General features: G+C 70.8%; 11 protein-coding genes. 8 read left to right on the top strand and 3 right to left on the bottom strand.

The window, feature by feature from the left end; translation table 11 throughout:
• Positions 1–258: 258 nt before the first annotated feature.
• Together ACWD5F_RS00885 and ACWD5F_RS00880 are read left to right on the top strand one after the other, a co-directional pair.
• Positions 259–1,971: a stealth family protein gene (locus tag ACWD5F_RS00885; RefSeq protein WP_451249770.1), complete on the top strand. Its 1,713-nt coding sequence runs from the start codon at positions 259–261 to the stop codon at positions 1,969–1,971.
• A gap of 13 nt (positions 1,972–1,984) precedes the next feature.
• Positions 1,985–3,799, top strand: coding sequence for a stealth family protein (locus ACWD5F_RS00880; protein WP_451249768.1), 1,815 nt, complete (start codon positions 1,985–1,987; stop codon positions 3,797–3,799).
• A 47-nt stretch (positions 3,800–3,846) separates the two neighbouring features.
• Here the strand turns inward: ACWD5F_RS00880 and ACWD5F_RS00875 are convergent, their stop codons facing one another.
• Positions 3,847–5,076, bottom strand: a complete 1,230-nt coding sequence (locus tag ACWD5F_RS00875) for a PP2C family protein-serine/threonine phosphatase (RefSeq protein ID WP_451251002.1) — start codon at positions 5,074–5,076, stop codon at positions 3,847–3,849.
• A gap of 115 nt (positions 5,077–5,191) precedes the next feature.
• Entirely contained in the window at positions 5,192–6,409 is a 1,218-nt protein-coding gene (locus tag ACWD5F_RS00870; protein ID WP_451249766.1) for a low temperature requirement protein A, read from the bottom strand.
• 200 nt (positions 6,410–6,609) lie between these two features.
• Here ACWD5F_RS00870 and ACWD5F_RS00865 point away from each other — a divergent pair, with 200 nt between their 5' ends.
• From ACWD5F_RS00865 to ACWD5F_RS00855, 3 genes are all read left to right on the top strand, one after another.
• The gene (locus ACWD5F_RS00865) at positions 6,610–7,248 is read left to right on the top strand and encodes an HD domain-containing protein (protein ID WP_451249764.1); all 639 of its coding nucleotides are present in this window, start codon (positions 6,610–6,612) and stop codon (positions 7,246–7,248) included.
• Between the two features lie 31 nt (positions 7,249–7,279).
• On the top strand, positions 7,280–8,200 hold the full coding sequence (locus ACWD5F_RS00860) for an NADP-dependent oxidoreductase (RefSeq protein WP_451249762.1): 921 nt from the start codon (positions 7,280–7,282) through the stop codon (positions 8,198–8,200).
• 99 nt (positions 8,201–8,299) lie between these two features.
• Positions 8,300–9,139, top strand: coding sequence for a lysozyme (locus ACWD5F_RS00855; protein ID WP_451249760.1), 840 nt, complete (start codon positions 8,300–8,302; stop codon positions 9,137–9,139).
• Positions 9,140–9,228: 89 nt separating this feature from the next.
• Here the strand turns inward: ACWD5F_RS00855 and ACWD5F_RS00850 are convergent, their stop codons facing one another.
• Complete coding sequence (locus ACWD5F_RS00850; RefSeq protein ID WP_451249758.1) at positions 9,229–10,326, bottom strand: XdhC family protein; 1,098 nt, start codon at positions 10,324–10,326, stop codon at positions 9,229–9,231.
• 210 nt (positions 10,327–10,536) lie between these two features.
• On the opposite strand from ACWD5F_RS00850, the gene ACWD5F_RS00845 reads away from it, so the two are divergent.
• Genes ACWD5F_RS00845 through ACWD5F_RS00835 form a run of 3 tightly spaced genes read left to right on the top strand, consistent with a single transcriptional unit; the run spans position 10,537 to position 14,385 of the window.
• The gene (locus ACWD5F_RS00845) at positions 10,537–11,439 is read left to right on the top strand and encodes an FAD binding domain-containing protein (RefSeq protein ID WP_451249757.1); all 903 of its coding nucleotides are present in this window, start codon (positions 10,537–10,539) and stop codon (positions 11,437–11,439) included.
• A 1-nt stretch (position 11,440) separates the two neighbouring features.
• Positions 11,441–11,983 carry a (2Fe-2S)-binding protein gene (locus tag ACWD5F_RS00840; RefSeq protein ID WP_451249755.1) on the top strand — a complete coding sequence of 181 codons (543 nt, stop codon included), beginning with the start codon at positions 11,441–11,443 and terminating at the stop codon, positions 11,981–11,983.
• On the top strand, positions 11,980–14,385 hold the full coding sequence (locus ACWD5F_RS00835; RefSeq protein WP_451249753.1) for an aerobic carbon-monoxide dehydrogenase large subunit: 2,406 nt from the start codon (positions 11,980–11,982) through the stop codon (positions 14,383–14,385). The genes ACWD5F_RS00840 and ACWD5F_RS00835 overlap by 4 nt, the downstream gene beginning before the upstream one ends.
• Positions 14,386–14,480: the final 95 nt, after the last annotated feature.

The following is a 14,480-nucleotide window of genomic DNA, read 5'->3' as shown; positions in this document are numbered from 1 at the left end:
CACAGTTCGGCCGGGTCGTCCCGGCGTCTGTGCGACGACAAGCGGAACGTTAGCGGCGATCACTGACAATCGGTCGCGCGGTCTGTGGACGGGCTGTGGTGGGCGACAGGCGTCGTGAATACCACACCAAGTCATGACCAAGCTGTGGGTATCACTTCCGAAGCGTTAAATCTCAGGGAATTCTTCTACAACCATTGGTCACGCGCGTCTGTCTGGCTAGCAAGAGTGTGCCGAGGTTCGTGAAGAGGAGTTCAGAACGTGACCGTGCGTTCCTTTGCCAGGCGGATGCGACCGCGAGTGGAGCGGAAGACCGCCGAGGGGCTGTGGCAGCTGCGTACGATGCGACGGCGCCGCAGATCGGCGGTCACGGACCCGACCCTGCGCCCGGTGACGGTGCGCGGTCAGCATCTGTACGGCCGCGTCGTGACGAGCTTCAGCGCCGCCGAGGCCGCCGCCGCCAACCTCGGTCTGGTCGTCTCCGCGCTGGAGCAGGAAGGCATCGCGTACTTCCTGGTACCGGCCTCCCGCACCCGCCACACGGTCGGGCTGAACGCTGTCGACCGGGAGCGTTTCCTCGCCGCCTTCGAGGCACGGAACGCGGACCAGCCGGTGTTCATCGGCCGACCGCTGCCCGGCGGCAAGCTCAAGCACCCCGCCCTGCTCATGGACGGAGTCCTGCCGGCCGCCCTGCGCACCGCGCCCACGCTGCGGATCGGGGAGAACCACCTCGGCCCCGCCGGCCAGCTCCTCGGCGGTCCCGAGCTCGCCTGCGACGTCGAGTTCTGGGAGGACGGCGCGCAGCTCCTGGCCCGCGAGGACGGGGAGCGGCGCCTGGCGAAGGTCCAGCCGCAGGCCTCGCAGGACGTCTTCGCCGAGTCCCTGATCGCACCCCGCAGCAACGACGTCGCCGATGTGCTGCCGGCGTCCGAGCAGACACCGGCCACCCTGCGGATCGCCGACCGCGAGCTGCCCACCTTCGCCCCGCTCACCCTGCCGACCGTCAACGACGTGACCTTCCCCGTGGACATCGTCTACACCTGGGTGGACGGCGAGGAGCCCGAGATGCGGGCCAAGCGCGCCCGCCACCAGGGCCTCGGCACCGCCGAGATTCTCGACAAGGAGACCAACGCCTCCCGCTACACCAGCCACGACGAGCTGAAGTACTCGCTGCGGTCACTCGCCATGTACGCCGACTTCGTCCGGCACATCTACATCGTGACCGACGGGCAGAAGCCCCACTGGCTCGACGACACGGCACCGGGCATCACGGTCGTGGACCACCGCGACATCTTCCCCCCGGACGTGCTGCCGGTGTTCAACTCGCACGCCATCGAGACCCGCCTGCACCACATCCCGGGCCTGTCGGAGCACTACCTGTACTTCAACGACGACGTGTTCGTCGGCCGCCGGGCGAGCGCCGAGGCCTTCTTTCACGGCAGCGGCCTGATGAAGATCCCGGTCTCGCCCCTGAAGATCGGCATCGGCAAGCCGCACGCCGAGGAGACGGCCACCAACTCCGCGAGCAAGAACGTCCGCCGGCTGCTGCTGGAGAAGTTCGGCCGCATGACGACCCACAACTTCATGCACACCCCGCTGCCCCAGCAGCGCGAGACGCTGCGGACCCTGGAAGAGCTCTTCGCCGACGACATCCGCCGCACCACGGCGTCCCGCTTCCGCTCGCCGCAGGACATCGCCATGACGGCCCCGCTGCTCTACCAGTACGCCCTGATGACCGGACGCGGCGTGCCGGGCAGGTTCAGCTTCCGGTACGTCAACATCAGCCGCCCGGACGCCGAAGCGCGCCTGGCCGAGCTGGGCCGTACCCGCCGGTTCGACTTCTTCTGCCTCAACGACGTCGACGTCCCGCCGGAGGAGCGGGAGCAGGTCGGCATCCGCATGCACGAGTTCCTGGAGGACTACTTCCCCTTCCCGAGCCCCTTCGAGAAGCAGTCCGTCGAGAAGCAGAGCTGAAGGGGGCACGCCGATGGATCTCCGCCACCGGATCGTGGCGCCCCCGGGCCTGCGCGCCGCACGGGACCTGCTCCGGCGCCTGGGCCTGTGGGTGTCGGCCTGGCTGTGGGCGCTGCGCGCGGCCCGGGCCCGCCGGCGCCTGCGGGCCGCCGTCCCCGGCCTGCGCCGGATCGTCCGCGGGCACATGCGGCTGTACGGCCAGACGGTCGCCGGCTACACCGCCGCCGAGGCCGCCGAGACAGACCTGGAGCGGGTGTGCGGCCTCCTGGAGGCGGCCGACGTCCCGTACTTCCACATCCCCGCGGGCCAGGGGACCGGCACCCGGCCGGTGATCGGCGTCGAGGCCGGCCGGCGTGCCACGGTCCTCGCGCAGGCCACGCGCCGGTTCGCCGGCAGCGTCGCCTACGTCGGCGCCGTCGACCCGCAGGGCACCGTGACCCGCGCGGTGCTGTGGGCCGACGGCAGGCTGCCCCGGGAGCTGCGGCGAGCCCCGGTACTGCGCGTCGGAGTGATCCGCCTGGGCCCCGAGGGACAGGTGTTCACCGCGCTCGACACCGGCTGCGACATCGAGTTCTGGCAGTACGGCCGGGACCTGCCCGCGGCCCGGAAGCCGGACCCCGGGTGGCTGACCGTCCCCGGCACCCGGCTCGGCGAGACCTTCGGCACGGCGCTCGTCGCTCCGCGCCGCAACCCCGTCTCCGAGGTCGTCCCGACGACGGCCCAACAGCCTGCCGCGGTGGCTAGCCGCCGCCACAACGTGCCGACCTTCGCCGCGTTCGCCGAACCGGGCATCGACGAGGTGCGCTTCCCGGTCGACGCCGTGTACACCTGGGTCGACGGCGACGACCCCGTGATGGCCGCCAAGCGGCGCGCCCATCAGGACCTCGACGGCGGCGGCATCGCCCCGCGCGAGACGGGCGCCTCCCGGTACACCAGCCATGACGAACTCAAGTACGCGCTCCGGTCGTTGGAGATGTACGCCGATTTCGTCCGGCACGTCTACCTCGTGACCGACTCGCAGATCCCCGCCTGGCTGAACCCGGAGGCGGCGGGCCTGACCGTGATCGACCACCGGGACATCCTCCCGCCCGACGCGCTCCCGGTCTTCAACTCCCATGCGATCGAGAGCCGGTTGCACCACATCCCGGGCCTGTCGGAGCACTACCTGTACCTCAACGACGACGTCTTCTTCAATCGCTCGGTACGGGCCGAGACCTTCTTCCACGGGAACGGCATCGCCCGCATCCCCCTGTCCCCGCTGAAGCTCGGCGTCGGCGCCCCGCACCCGCTGGAGCCCGCCCCCAACTCCGCGGGCAAGAACGCCCGCGAGGTCATCAGGCGCTTCCACGGCAGGCAGGTCACCCACAAGTCGCTGCACACCCCGCACCCCCAACTGCTGTCCGTCATGCGGGAGATGGAGAACTGCGGGATCGAGGAGCTGGAGCGGACCGCCTACTCGCGCTTCCGCTCCACCGCCGACGTGGCGCCCGCGTCCACGCTGCACCACCACTGGGCCATCGCGACCGGCCGGGCGGTTCCGGCCGACTACCGCTTCCGCTATGTGGAGTTGGGGACACCGGACATGCAACGCCGCCTGGCACGCCTCCAGGAGGGCGAGGACGTCGACTTCTTCTGCCTCAACGACGTCGACACCGCCCCGGCCGCCAGGGCGCGGGCCCAGACCGCCATCCACGCCCTCCTGGAGTGGAAGTACCCCTTCCCGAGCCGCTTCGAGGGAGCGCTCCCCCCGGCTCCGGTCGCCCTGATCCCGCAGCCGACGCGGGTCCCACGGCAGGTGGCGTGCCAGGACGTACAGCACCAGGACTGATCCTCAGGGTTCAACACGTCGACGGGTGGGGGAGTCGGGCGGGCCCGTCACAGCCGCAGGACCACCAGGGCCGTGTCGTCGGTGTTGCCCTCGGTGGGGAGCAGGTCGGCGAGGAGGGCGTCGGCCAGGGCTTCCGGGTCCGCGTGCCGGTGGCGGGTGAGGGAGTCGGCGAGGCGGGACAGACCGCGGTCGATGTCCTCCGTACGGCGTTCGATCAGTCCGTCGGTGTACAGCACGAGGGTGGCGCCCTCGGCGAAGGGGATGCTCGTCTCCGGGCGGCCGACGTGCTCGGGGCGGGCGCCCAGGGGCGGGTCGGTGGCCCGGTCGAGGAAGGTGACCGAGCCGTCGGGGTCGAGCAGGGCCGGAGGAGGGTGGCCCGCGCAGCTGTAGGTGATGGTGTGGTCGTCCCAGTCGACGAACGTCGTCACCGCGGTGGCCGACTCGGCGCCCTCCACGAAACGGGCGTACAGGCCCAGAGCCTCAAGGGCTGAGCCCGGCCCGTCGGCGACCCGGCAGGCCGCGCTCAGGGCGCTGCGCAGCTGGCCCATGGCGCAGGCGGCCGCCAGACCGTGTCCGACGACGTCACCGACGGCGACGGCCATGCCGCCGTCGGGCAGGTCCACCAGGTCGTACCAGTCGCCGCAGACGTTCAGCGCGCCCACCGCGGGCCGGTAGCGGACGGCCGCCCTGTGGTGGCCGCCCGGGCGCGGCGGCGGCAGCATGGCCGCCTGGAGGGTCAGGGCCACCTCGCGCTCGTGGGCGTGCGCCTGGCGCAGCCGCTCGTTGACCTCCTGCAGCTCACGCGCCCGGGTGTACAGCTCGGCCTCCAGGACCCGGGCCCGTCTGTCCTCGGCCCGGCCGCCGAAGGCCCGGATGAACTCGGTGACCTCCTCCACCCGGTGGGCGATCAGCATCACCTCCCCGTCCGGGCCGAGAACGGGTGCGTTGACCGGGCTCCAGACGTGCTCCACCCACTGGCCGGGCCGCTGCGGGTCCTCGATGTCGTAGCGGACCAGCGCCATGGTGTCGCGCTCGCCGGTGGCCACCGCGCGCAGCATCGACTCCCGGGTCTCACGCATCCCGGCCGCCGCCGGGTCCTCGGGGTTCTCGGGGAAGACGTCGAAGATGTAGCGGCCGACCAGTTCCTCACGGGTACGCCCCGACAGGCGCTCGAAGTCCTCGTTGGCGTCGACGTAGACCAGCTCGGGGGTGAGCAGCGCCACCATGCCGGGCAGCGCGCGGAAGACCGCCGCGTAGTCGATCTCCGGATCCTGCATGGTCTGCCCGCTTCGTCGCCGATGGTCGATGTGTCGTTCCACGATAGGAGGGAACCGGCCACCAGGCCCGGAAACTGCTCTTATCGGGTCCGGTGAGCGTTCACACCGTTGACGTTCAGGTTCCGGCCCTTACGGCCTGCTTCGGCCGCGTCGACCGCTGCTCGTAGAGCATCGGCCACACGGTGATCAGGACGAGCAGCCAGACCACGGCCACGGTGCGGACATGGGCGCCGAAGGCCGCCAGCAGCAGGGGCAGCACGCAGCAGGGCAGGGCGACGGACAGCAGCCAGCGCCGTTCCCGGGCGGCCTGGCCCAGCCAGGCCAGTCCGCTGAGCAGGAAATACCCGGCCAGAGCCGAGCACAGCAGCCAGCGGGTGGCGTCCGGCAGCGTCTCCAGGTGCTCGGCCGCGGCTCCCAGCGCCGCGGCCAGGGCGGCGAGGCAGCCGGAGACGAAGCAGTGCAGGGGCAGCGCCGCGCGGGCGGGCAGCACCCCCGCCGCCAGGTGCGGCACCCCGGCGTAGCCGTGCCGGAAGGACAGCGCCCACAACGCGGCCAGCAGGAAGAACGCCGCGACGGCGAGCGTGTACAGCTTCCGGTCCCATTCCGTGTCGGACGTGGCCTGGACCACCTGGGCGACGCCCTCACCGAGCACGATGATGACGAAGAGACCGAGGCGCTCGCTCAGGTGCTCCGTCTGCGACCGCGCCAGCGACGGGCTCTCCGTGGAGCCGCGCCGGTCGGACCGGCTCTCGCGCCGCTCCCGGGCCTCCTGGTGCTCGACGATGTCGCGCGCGGAGACCGCGAACGTGACGTACAGATCGAGGGCGATACCGAGGGCCCACAGCCAGTAGCGGGTCGGGTCGTGCGCCCACAGGGAGACGATCCACGGGATCACGCCGAGTGACATCTGGGCGGCCGGCCAGTCGACGAGGATCTGCCGGCGGTGCTGCCAGGCCCGTGTCGCCAGGGCCCGGATCAGGATGTAGGCCAGGGCGAACACCCGCGCGTGCTGATCGTCGCCCTCGTGCACGCCCGGTACGGCGGCGGCCATGACGGCCATGCCGAACATCGCGGCCAGCACCGTACGGACATGGGTGTTCTCGTAGGCCACGTTCGCGTACAGGGTGAAGCTGATCCACGCCGTCCAGAAGGCGAGGAACAGCAGCGCGTACAGGCCGAGGTCGGACACCTCGGGGACCCCGTGCAGCAGATGCGCGATCTGTGCCACGCCCGCCACGGCGACCAGGTCGAAGAACAGTTCCAGCCAACTGGCGTGCCGGTTCTCCTCGTTGGTCGGTCGCGGATCAGCTGCGGTGGTGTCGTCGTCGTTCACGCCACCACCATGCCCTGTCGCCGATCATGGCGTCCCGCGCTTCGCCCATCGTCGTATGTCCGGATCCGAGGGGTTGATGGCCGGACGCGAGAGGCGCCGAAGGCCGTGCGGTGGGCATGCTGGTGTACGGACGCACGGTTCCCGCCGTGCCAGGAACGCGCGGTCCCCGCCGTGCGCATCACCCGGAAAGCGCGAGCATCATGACCGACACCATCGCCGGAGTGGAGATTCCCCGGACCGCAGCCGTAGCGGAGGCGACCGAAACTCTCCGTGGAATGACCGGCCCGCTTCTCTTCGACCATTCCCGGCGGGTATTCCTCTTCGGCAGCCTGCACGCGCGACGACTCGGGCTCGCGCCCGATCCGGAGCTGTTGTACGTCGCGGCAATGTTCCACGACGCCGGCCTGGTGACCCCGTTCTCCGGGGCGGAGCAGCGCTTCGAGGTCGACGGGGCCGATCACGCACGTGCGTTCCTGCTCGGCCGCGGTTTCTCGAAGGGCGCCGCCGACGTGGTGTGGGAGGCGGTGGCGCTGCACACGACGCCCGGGATCCCGGGCCGGCTGGGCCCGGAGACCGCCGCCACGAACCAGGGCGTGCTGACCGACGCCGTCGGCTGGGGTCTGGACGGACTCGACGGTGACGCGGTGGACGAGATCCTCGCCGCGCACCCGCGCGGAGAATTCAAGAAGGAATTCCTCCAGCAATTCGTCGAGGGACTGAAAGATCGTCCGAACACCACCTACGGGACCATCAACGCGGATGTGCTGGAACGCTTCGTGCCCGGTTTCCGGCGCGCGAGCATGGTCGACCGCATCACCGACGCGCCCTGGCCGAGCTGACCCGTAAAAAACCTGGAAGGAGACACCGTCCATGCAAGCCATCACCGCCCAGGACCGCGACGCCGGCGCCACCGGGCTGACCCTCACCGACCTGCCGTATCCCCATGCCGCCGAGAACGACGTCGTCGTACGCGTGCACGCCGCCGGATTCACCCGTGGCGAGCTCGACTGGCCCGGCAGCTGGACGGACCGCGCGGGCCGGGACCGTACGCCGAGCGTGCCCGGACACGAGGTCTCCGGTGTCGTGGCGGAACTCGGCTACGGCACCACGGGCCTCACCGTCGGCCAGCGCGTCTTCGGACCGACCGACTGGACCCGCAACGGCTCGCTGGCCGAGTACGTCGCCGTGGAGGCCCGCAACCTGGCCCCGCTCCCGGCCGACGTCGACCACACGGTGGCGGCCGCGCTGCCCATCTCCGGACTCACCGCCTGGCAGGGCCTGTTCGACCACGCCCGCCTCACCACCGGCCAGAGCGTCCTCGTCCACGGCGCCGCGGGCGCCGTCGGCTCGATCGCGGTGCAGCTCGCACGGGAGGCCGGCGCCCACGTCATCGGCACCGGCCGGGCGGCCGACCGCGACACCGTGCTGGCCCTGGGCGCGCACGCGTTCCTCGACCTCGACACCGAACGGTGGCAGCAGGCGGGGGAGGTCGACGTGGTCTTCGACGTGATCGGCGGCGACGTCCTCGACCGCTCCGCGGCGCTCGTCCGCGCCGGCGGGACCCTCGTCACCATCGCCGCGCCGCCCAAGGTCCGCCCCAAGGACGGTCAGGCCCTGTTCTTCGTCGTCGAACCCGACCGCGCCCGTCTCGCCGACCTCGCCCAGCGGGTCAGGGACGGACGGCTCAGTGTCCGGGTCGGCGAGGTGCGGCCGTTGTCGGAGGCCGTGGCCGCCTTCGCCCCGGCCCGGCGGGTCGCCGGCCGGACGATCATCCGGGTCGTCGAGGAGTGAACGGCCCTCCCGACGGCCTGGTGATCGACCTCCGTCCGCGCGGAAGGGAGATCCTCGTCGGCCGTACATGACGTGCGGCGCGGCACGACTCGGGTTCGGATGGGGGACGTGCAGAGATCCACATCATCGCGGTACGACCGCGCACGCCTGCGTCTCATCGTCCTGCTGACCGGCCTCGGTCTCACCGTGGCGGCGGCACCCTCGGAATCCGAACCCGCGCCCGCGCGGGGCAACGCCTACATGGGCATCGGAGTCACCGCCCACGAACGGACCACCGGCACACCGGAGGCGATACCCCCGGACACCCGAGCCGTGTGGACGGAGGGCGTCGACGTCTCCAGCCACCAGCGCGACGTCGCCTGGTCCACCTTGTGGAGCAGCGGCACCAGATGGGCCTACACGAAGGCCACCGAAGGGACCTCCTACCAGAACCCGTACTTCACCCAGCAGTACGGCGGTTCCTACGGCGTCGGCATGGTCCGCGGCGCCTACCACTTCGCCGTACCGGACTCCAGCAGCGGCACCGCCCAGGCCGACTACTTCGTCGACCACGGCGGCGGCTGGTCCGGCGACGGCCGCACGCTGCCCGGCGTCCTCGACATCGAGTGGAACCCGTACGGCGCCTCCTGCTACGGAAAGTCCACCAGCGGCATGGTCAGCTGGATCCGCGACTTCGTGAACCGCTACAAGACCCGCACCGGCCGAGCCGCCGTCATCTACACCTCCACGTCCTGGTGGACCAGTTGCACCGGCGGCTACACCGGCTTCGGCGCCACCAACCCCCTGTGGGTCGCCCGGTACGCCTCGTCGGTGGGGGCGCTGCCGGCGGGCTGGTCCCAGTACACGATGTGGCAGTACACGTCGTCCGGGGCGACGGTCGGCGACCACGACAGATTCAACGGATCCCCGGACGCGGTGCGGGAGTTCGCCGTGGGGTGAGCCGTCGGGTGACAAGAGGACGTGCCGGCCAAGGGGTCGTTCTCTCCGAGAACGGCCCCGGTCCCATCGGCGCGCCCCCCGTCCGGGACTCAGTGGTGGATGGACACCTGCGTGTCGCTGAGCCTGCTGCCGCTCCCGCCCCACCGCAGGGAGATGATCTCCGCCGCGATGGCGACCGCGGTCTCCTCCGGAGTGCGGGCGCCGAGGTCCAGGCCGATCGGTGAGGCCAGCCGGGACAGCGCCTCCTCGGTGACGCCCGCCGCCCGCAGCCGAGCGAGCCGGTCCTCGTGGGTGCGACGGCTGCCCATGGCGCCGATGTAGCGGGCCGGCGTCAGCAACGCCCGCTCCAGCAGCGGCACATCGAACTTCGGGTCGTGGGTGAGCACGCAGATCACGGTGTTCTCGTCGACGGGGTGCTCGTCGAGATAGTCGTGCGGCCACTGCACGATCAACTCGTCCGCGTCGGGGAACCGCTTGCGGGTCGCGAAGACGGGCCGGGCGTCGCAGACCGTCACGCGATAGCCGAGGAACTTGCCCATCCGCGCCACCGCGCTCGCGAAGTCGATGGCACCGAACACCAGCATCCGCGGGGGCGGGGCGAAGGACTCCACCAGCACCGCGACCTCGCTCCGACGCTGCTCACCGGCTCGGCCGACGCGGATGACGCCGGTGGTGCCGAGCGCCAGCATGCCGTGCGCCCGCTCGGTCACGCCCTCGTCCAGTCGGCTGTCGCCGAGGGATCCGAGGCCGGCGCGCTCGTCGGGAAGGACCACCAACTGGCCGCCCGACGGCGTGGGTTCGAGGACCGAGGCCACCGCGACGGGCGTACCGACGGCGATGCGGCGCAGCACCTCCGGCAGCTCGGGGAAGTGCGTCGCGCCCATCGGCCGCACCAGCACTTCGACGGTGCCGCCACAGGTCAGGCCCACGGTGAAGGCGTCCGCGTCACTCACTCCGTACCGCTCGGCCGCCGGTCTGCCCGACGCGATGACCTCACGGGCGACCTCGTACACGGCCCCCTCGACGCATCCGCCCGAGACGCTGCCCACCACCTCGCCGTCCTCGGCGACGGCCATGGCGGCCCCGGGCTGACGCGGTGCCGAGTTCCAGGTGCGGGTGACCGTGGCCATCGCGAACGCCTTGCCCGTCGCGTGCCACGTCCCGATCGTGTCGGCGATGTCCCGCATCAGGGCTCCCTTCGCCCGGCCGAGCCGTGAGCGCAGCCTGTGCCGGTCGTTCGCCCGCGTCAACGACGACTTCAGCGTTCGCTTAGGTCGAGCGGGACGGATTAAGCGACTCCTTAAGTCGCTGTTGACGGATCCGGTGGCGAGGGGCCGAATGACCGGACACGACGACGTCCCCAGGTTCACAGCCGAGGTTCGCAGAGAGGGAGCGCGATGCAGGTTCCCGCGCCATTCGAGTACGAGCGCGCCACCAGTGTCGATCACGCGATAGGACTGCTCGACCGGCTCGGCGACACCGCGCGGCTGATCGCGGGCGGGCACAGCCTGCTGCCGATGATGAAGCTGCGCCTCGCCAACTTCGAGTACCTGGTCGACATCAACGACCTGTCCGACGAACTCGGTTACATCACCGCGGAGCCCGGTCTGATCAGGATCGGCGCGCTCACCCGCCACCGCGAACTGCTGGAGTCCGCCCAACTCGCCGGGCCGCTCCCGATCTTCGCCGACGCGGAGCGCGTCATCGCCGATCCCGTGGTCCGCAACCGCGGCACACTCGGCGGCTCGCTCTGCCAGGCGGACCCCTCCGAAGACCTGTCCGCCGTGTGCACCGCGCTCGACGCGAGGTGCGTCATCCAGAACAAGGACGGCCGCCGCGAGGTCAGCATGGAGGACTTCTACCGCGGCCCCTACGAAACGGCGGTCGGCGACGCCGAGATGCTGATCGAGGTCCGCTTTCCCGTCCGCCCCGGCGGATCGAGCGCGTACGAGAAGGTCGAACGGCGGGCGGGGGACTGGGCGGTCGTCTCCGTCGGCGTGGCCGTGTGGCTGGACGGGGACGTGATCTCTGACGCGCGGGTGGGTCTGGCGGCCGTAGGGCCCAACACCACCGGACTGCCGGAGATCTCCGAAGCCCTGCGGGGCCACCGGCCGTCGGAGGAACTGTACGAGCGGGCCGGCACCATCGCCGCCTCCTCCTGCGATCCGGTGACCGACCGCCGCGGCAGCGCCGAGTACAAGCGGCACCTCGCCAAGGAACTGACCATCCGCGCACTGCGCCGAGCGGTGGACCGGGCACGCACGTCGACAACGGCCGCACGCGGCCCGCTGGGAGGCTGACATGCAGGTCACGATGGTGGTCAACGGTGAGGAGGTCACCCGCGAGGTGGAGGGGCGGCTCCTGCTCGTCCACTTCCTCCGCGATCACCTGGCGCTCACCGGCACCCACTGGGGCTGCGACACCAGCAACTGCGGCACCTGCGTGGTCTGGTTGGACGGCGAACCCGTCAAGTCCTGCACGGTGCTTGCCGCGATGGCCGGCGGACACGAGGTCCGCACGGTCGAGGGGCTGGAGACGAACGGCGAACTCGACCCCGTCCAGCGGGGTTTCATCGAGTGCCACGGACTCCAGTGCGGCTTCTGCACGCCCGGCATGATGATGACCGCCCGGGCCCTGCTGGACCGCAACAAGAACCCGTCGGACCAGGAGATCAGGGAAGCGATCTCGGGCCAGATCTGCCGCTGCACCGGGTACGCCACCATCGTCAGGTCCGTCCAGTGGGCGGCAGCCGAGGAGGCGGGCACCAGGACGACCGCGCAGGCCGACGACAGCACACCCCCGGACGTGACCGTCGCCGGCGCGGCGGCGAGGAGGTCGTCATGAGCACCGTCGCCGACCACCCCGCGGACGGACCCGCCACCTCGTTCACCGACAACGACCAGCACCCCGTCGGACACGGCCGCATGCTCCGCAAGGAGGACCCGAGGTTCGTCCGCGGCCGGGGCCGGTACGTCGACGACGTACAACTGCCCGGGATGCTCCACCTCGCGATCCTGCGCGCGCCCATGGCACACGCCCGCATCCTCAGTGTGGACACCACGCTCGCGGAGGCCCATCCGAAGGTGAAGCTCGTCGTCACCGGAGCCATGCTCGCCGAGAAGGGTCTGGCGTGGATGCCGACCCTCTCCAACGACGTCCAGGCCGTACTCGCCACGGACAAGGTCCGGTTCCAGGGCCAGGAGGTGGCGTTCGTCGTCGCCGAGGACCGCTACGCGGCCCGCGACGCGCTCGAACTCATCGACGTCGACTACGACATCCTGGACCCGGTCGTCGACGTACGCACCGCACTCGCGCCCGAGGCCCCGGTCATCCGAGACGACCTCGAGGGCAAGGCCGACAACCACTGCTTCGACTGGGAGACCGGCGACGAGGCGGAGACCGCCGCCGTGTTCGAGCGCGCGGACGTCGTCGTCAGCCAGGACCTCGTCTATCCCCGCGTGCACCCCGCGCCGATGGAGACCTGCGGCGCGGTCGCCGACTACGACTCGGTCGAGGGCCGGCTCACGCTCTGGTCCACCAGCCAGGCCCCGCACGCCCACCGGACGCTCTACGCGATCGTCGCAGGACTGCCCGAGCACAAGATCCGGGTCATCTCGCCCGACATCGGGGGCGGCTTCGGCAACAAGGTGCCCATCTACCCCGGTTACGTGTGCGCGATCGTCGGATCCCTCCTGACCGGCACACCGGTCAAGTGGATGGAGGACCGCTCCGAGAACCTCACCAGCACCGGATTCGCCCGCGACTACGTGATGCGCGGCGAGATCGCCGCCACCCGCGACGGGCGCATCCTCGGGATCCGCACCAACGTCCTCGCGGACCACGGCGCGTTCAACGGCACGGCCGCGCCGGTCAAGTACCCGGCGGGATTCTTCGGGGTCTTCACCGGCAGCTACGACATCGAGGCCGCCTACTGCAAGATGACCGCCGTCTACACCAACAAGGCCCCCGGCGGCGTCGCGTACGCCTGCTCGTTCCGCATCACGGAGGCCGTCTACCTGGTCGAGCGCATCGTCGACTGCCTCGCCTTCGAACTCGACATGGACCCGGCCGAGTTGCGGCTGAAGAACTTCATCAAGCCCGAACAGTTCCCCTACCGCAGCAAGACGGGATGGGTCTACGACTCCGGGAACTACGAACCCACCATGCGCCTGTCCATGCAACTGGCCGGGTACGAGGAGCTGCGCCGCGAGCAGGCCGAGAAGCGGGCGCGCGGTGAACTCATGGGCATCGGGATCTCGTTCTTCACCGAGGCGGTCGGCGCCGGGCCGCGCAAGGACATGGACATCCTCGGCCTCGGCATGGCCGACGGCTGCGAACTGCGCGTCCATCCCACCGGCAAGGCCGTGGTCCGGCTCTCCGTGCAGTCCCAGGGACAGGGCCACGAGACCACGTTCGCGCAGATCGTCGCCGAGGAGATCGGCATCCCGCCGGCCGACATCGACGTCGTCCACGGCGACACCGACCAGACACCCTTCGGCCTGGGCACCTACGGCAGTCGCTCCACCCCGGTCTCCGGCGCGGCAGCGGCACTGGTCGCCCGCAAGGTCCGGGACAAGGCGCGGATCATCGCCTCGGGCATGCTGGAGGTGTCCGTCGCCGACCTGGAGTGGCGCAAGGGCGCCTTCCACGTCGCCGGCGACCCGGCCAAGTCCGTCACCATCCAGGACATCGCCATGCGCGCGCACGGCGCGGGCGACCTGCCCGAAGGGATCGAGGGCGGTCTGGAGGCGCAGATCTGCTACAACCCCGAGAACCTGACCTACCCGCACGGCGCGTACATCTGCGTGGTCGACATCGACCCCGGAACCGCGCAGGTCAAGGTCCGGCGCTTCGTCGCCGTGGACGACTGCGGCACCAGGATCAACCCGATGATCATCGAGGGCCAGGTGCACGGAGGTCTCACCGACGGTGTCGGCATGGCGCTGATGGAGATGATCGCCTTCGACGAGGACGGCAACTGTCTCGGCGGCTCGCTGATGGACTATCTGATCCCGACCGCACTCGAAGTCCCCGACTGGGAGACCGGGTTCACCGTCACGCCCTCGCCGCACCACCCGATCGGCGCCAAGGGTGTGGGGGAGTCCGCGACGGTCGGCTCGCCGCCCGCGATCGTCAACGCCGTCGTCGACGCGCTGCGCCCCTTCGGCGTCCGGCACGCCGACATGCCGCTGACGCCGTCACGGGTGTGGGACGCGATGCGCGGCCGGCCCGAGCCGCCCATCTGACGCCAAGTCCTCGACGCCCGTTGACCCAAGGAGGTGGACACGCCCCATGCCGACAGCGAATCCGGCGCCGACAGCGCCGGAACGGCCGCCCTCAC

The organism is Streptomyces sp. NPDC002499 (assembly GCF_053595415.1).
The sequence above is the reverse complement of the archived record's forward strand: the minus strand, read 5'-3'. Positions and strand labels throughout refer to the sequence as shown.

What these genes read in the sequence shown, in the direction of transcription:
- ACWD5F_RS00860 (WP_451249762.1), top strand. Translation starts at nt 7,280, where the DNA reads ATGCAAGCCATCACCGCCCAGGACCGCGACGCCGGCGCCACCGGGCTG.
- ACWD5F_RS00845 (WP_451249757.1), top strand. Translation starts at nt 10,537, where the DNA reads ATGCAGGTTCCCGCGCCATTCGAGTACGAGCGCGCCACCAGTGTCGAT.
- ACWD5F_RS00840 (WP_451249755.1), top strand. Translation starts at nt 11,441, where the DNA reads ATGCAGGTCACGATGGTGGTCAACGGTGAGGAGGTCACCCGCGAGGTG.
- ACWD5F_RS00880 (WP_451249768.1), top strand. Translation starts at nt 1,985, where the DNA reads ATGGATCTCCGCCACCGGATCGTGGCGCCCCCGGGCCTGCGCGCCGCA.
- ACWD5F_RS00875 (WP_451251002.1), bottom strand. Translation starts at nt 5,076, where the DNA reads ATGCAGGATCCGGAGATCGACTACGCGGCGGTCTTCCGCGCGCTGCCC.
- ACWD5F_RS00835 (WP_451249753.1), top strand. Translation starts at nt 11,980, where the DNA reads ATGAGCACCGTCGCCGACCACCCCGCGGACGGACCCGCCACCTCGTTC.
- ACWD5F_RS00865 (WP_451249764.1), top strand. Translation starts at nt 6,610, where the DNA reads ATGACCGACACCATCGCCGGAGTGGAGATTCCCCGGACCGCAGCCGTA.
- ACWD5F_RS00850 (WP_451249758.1), bottom strand. Translation starts at nt 10,326, where the DNA reads ATGCGGGACATCGCCGACACGATCGGGACGTGGCACGCGACGGGCAAG.
- ACWD5F_RS00855 (WP_451249760.1), top strand. Translation starts at nt 8,300, where the DNA reads ATGGGGGACGTGCAGAGATCCACATCATCGCGGTACGACCGCGCACGC.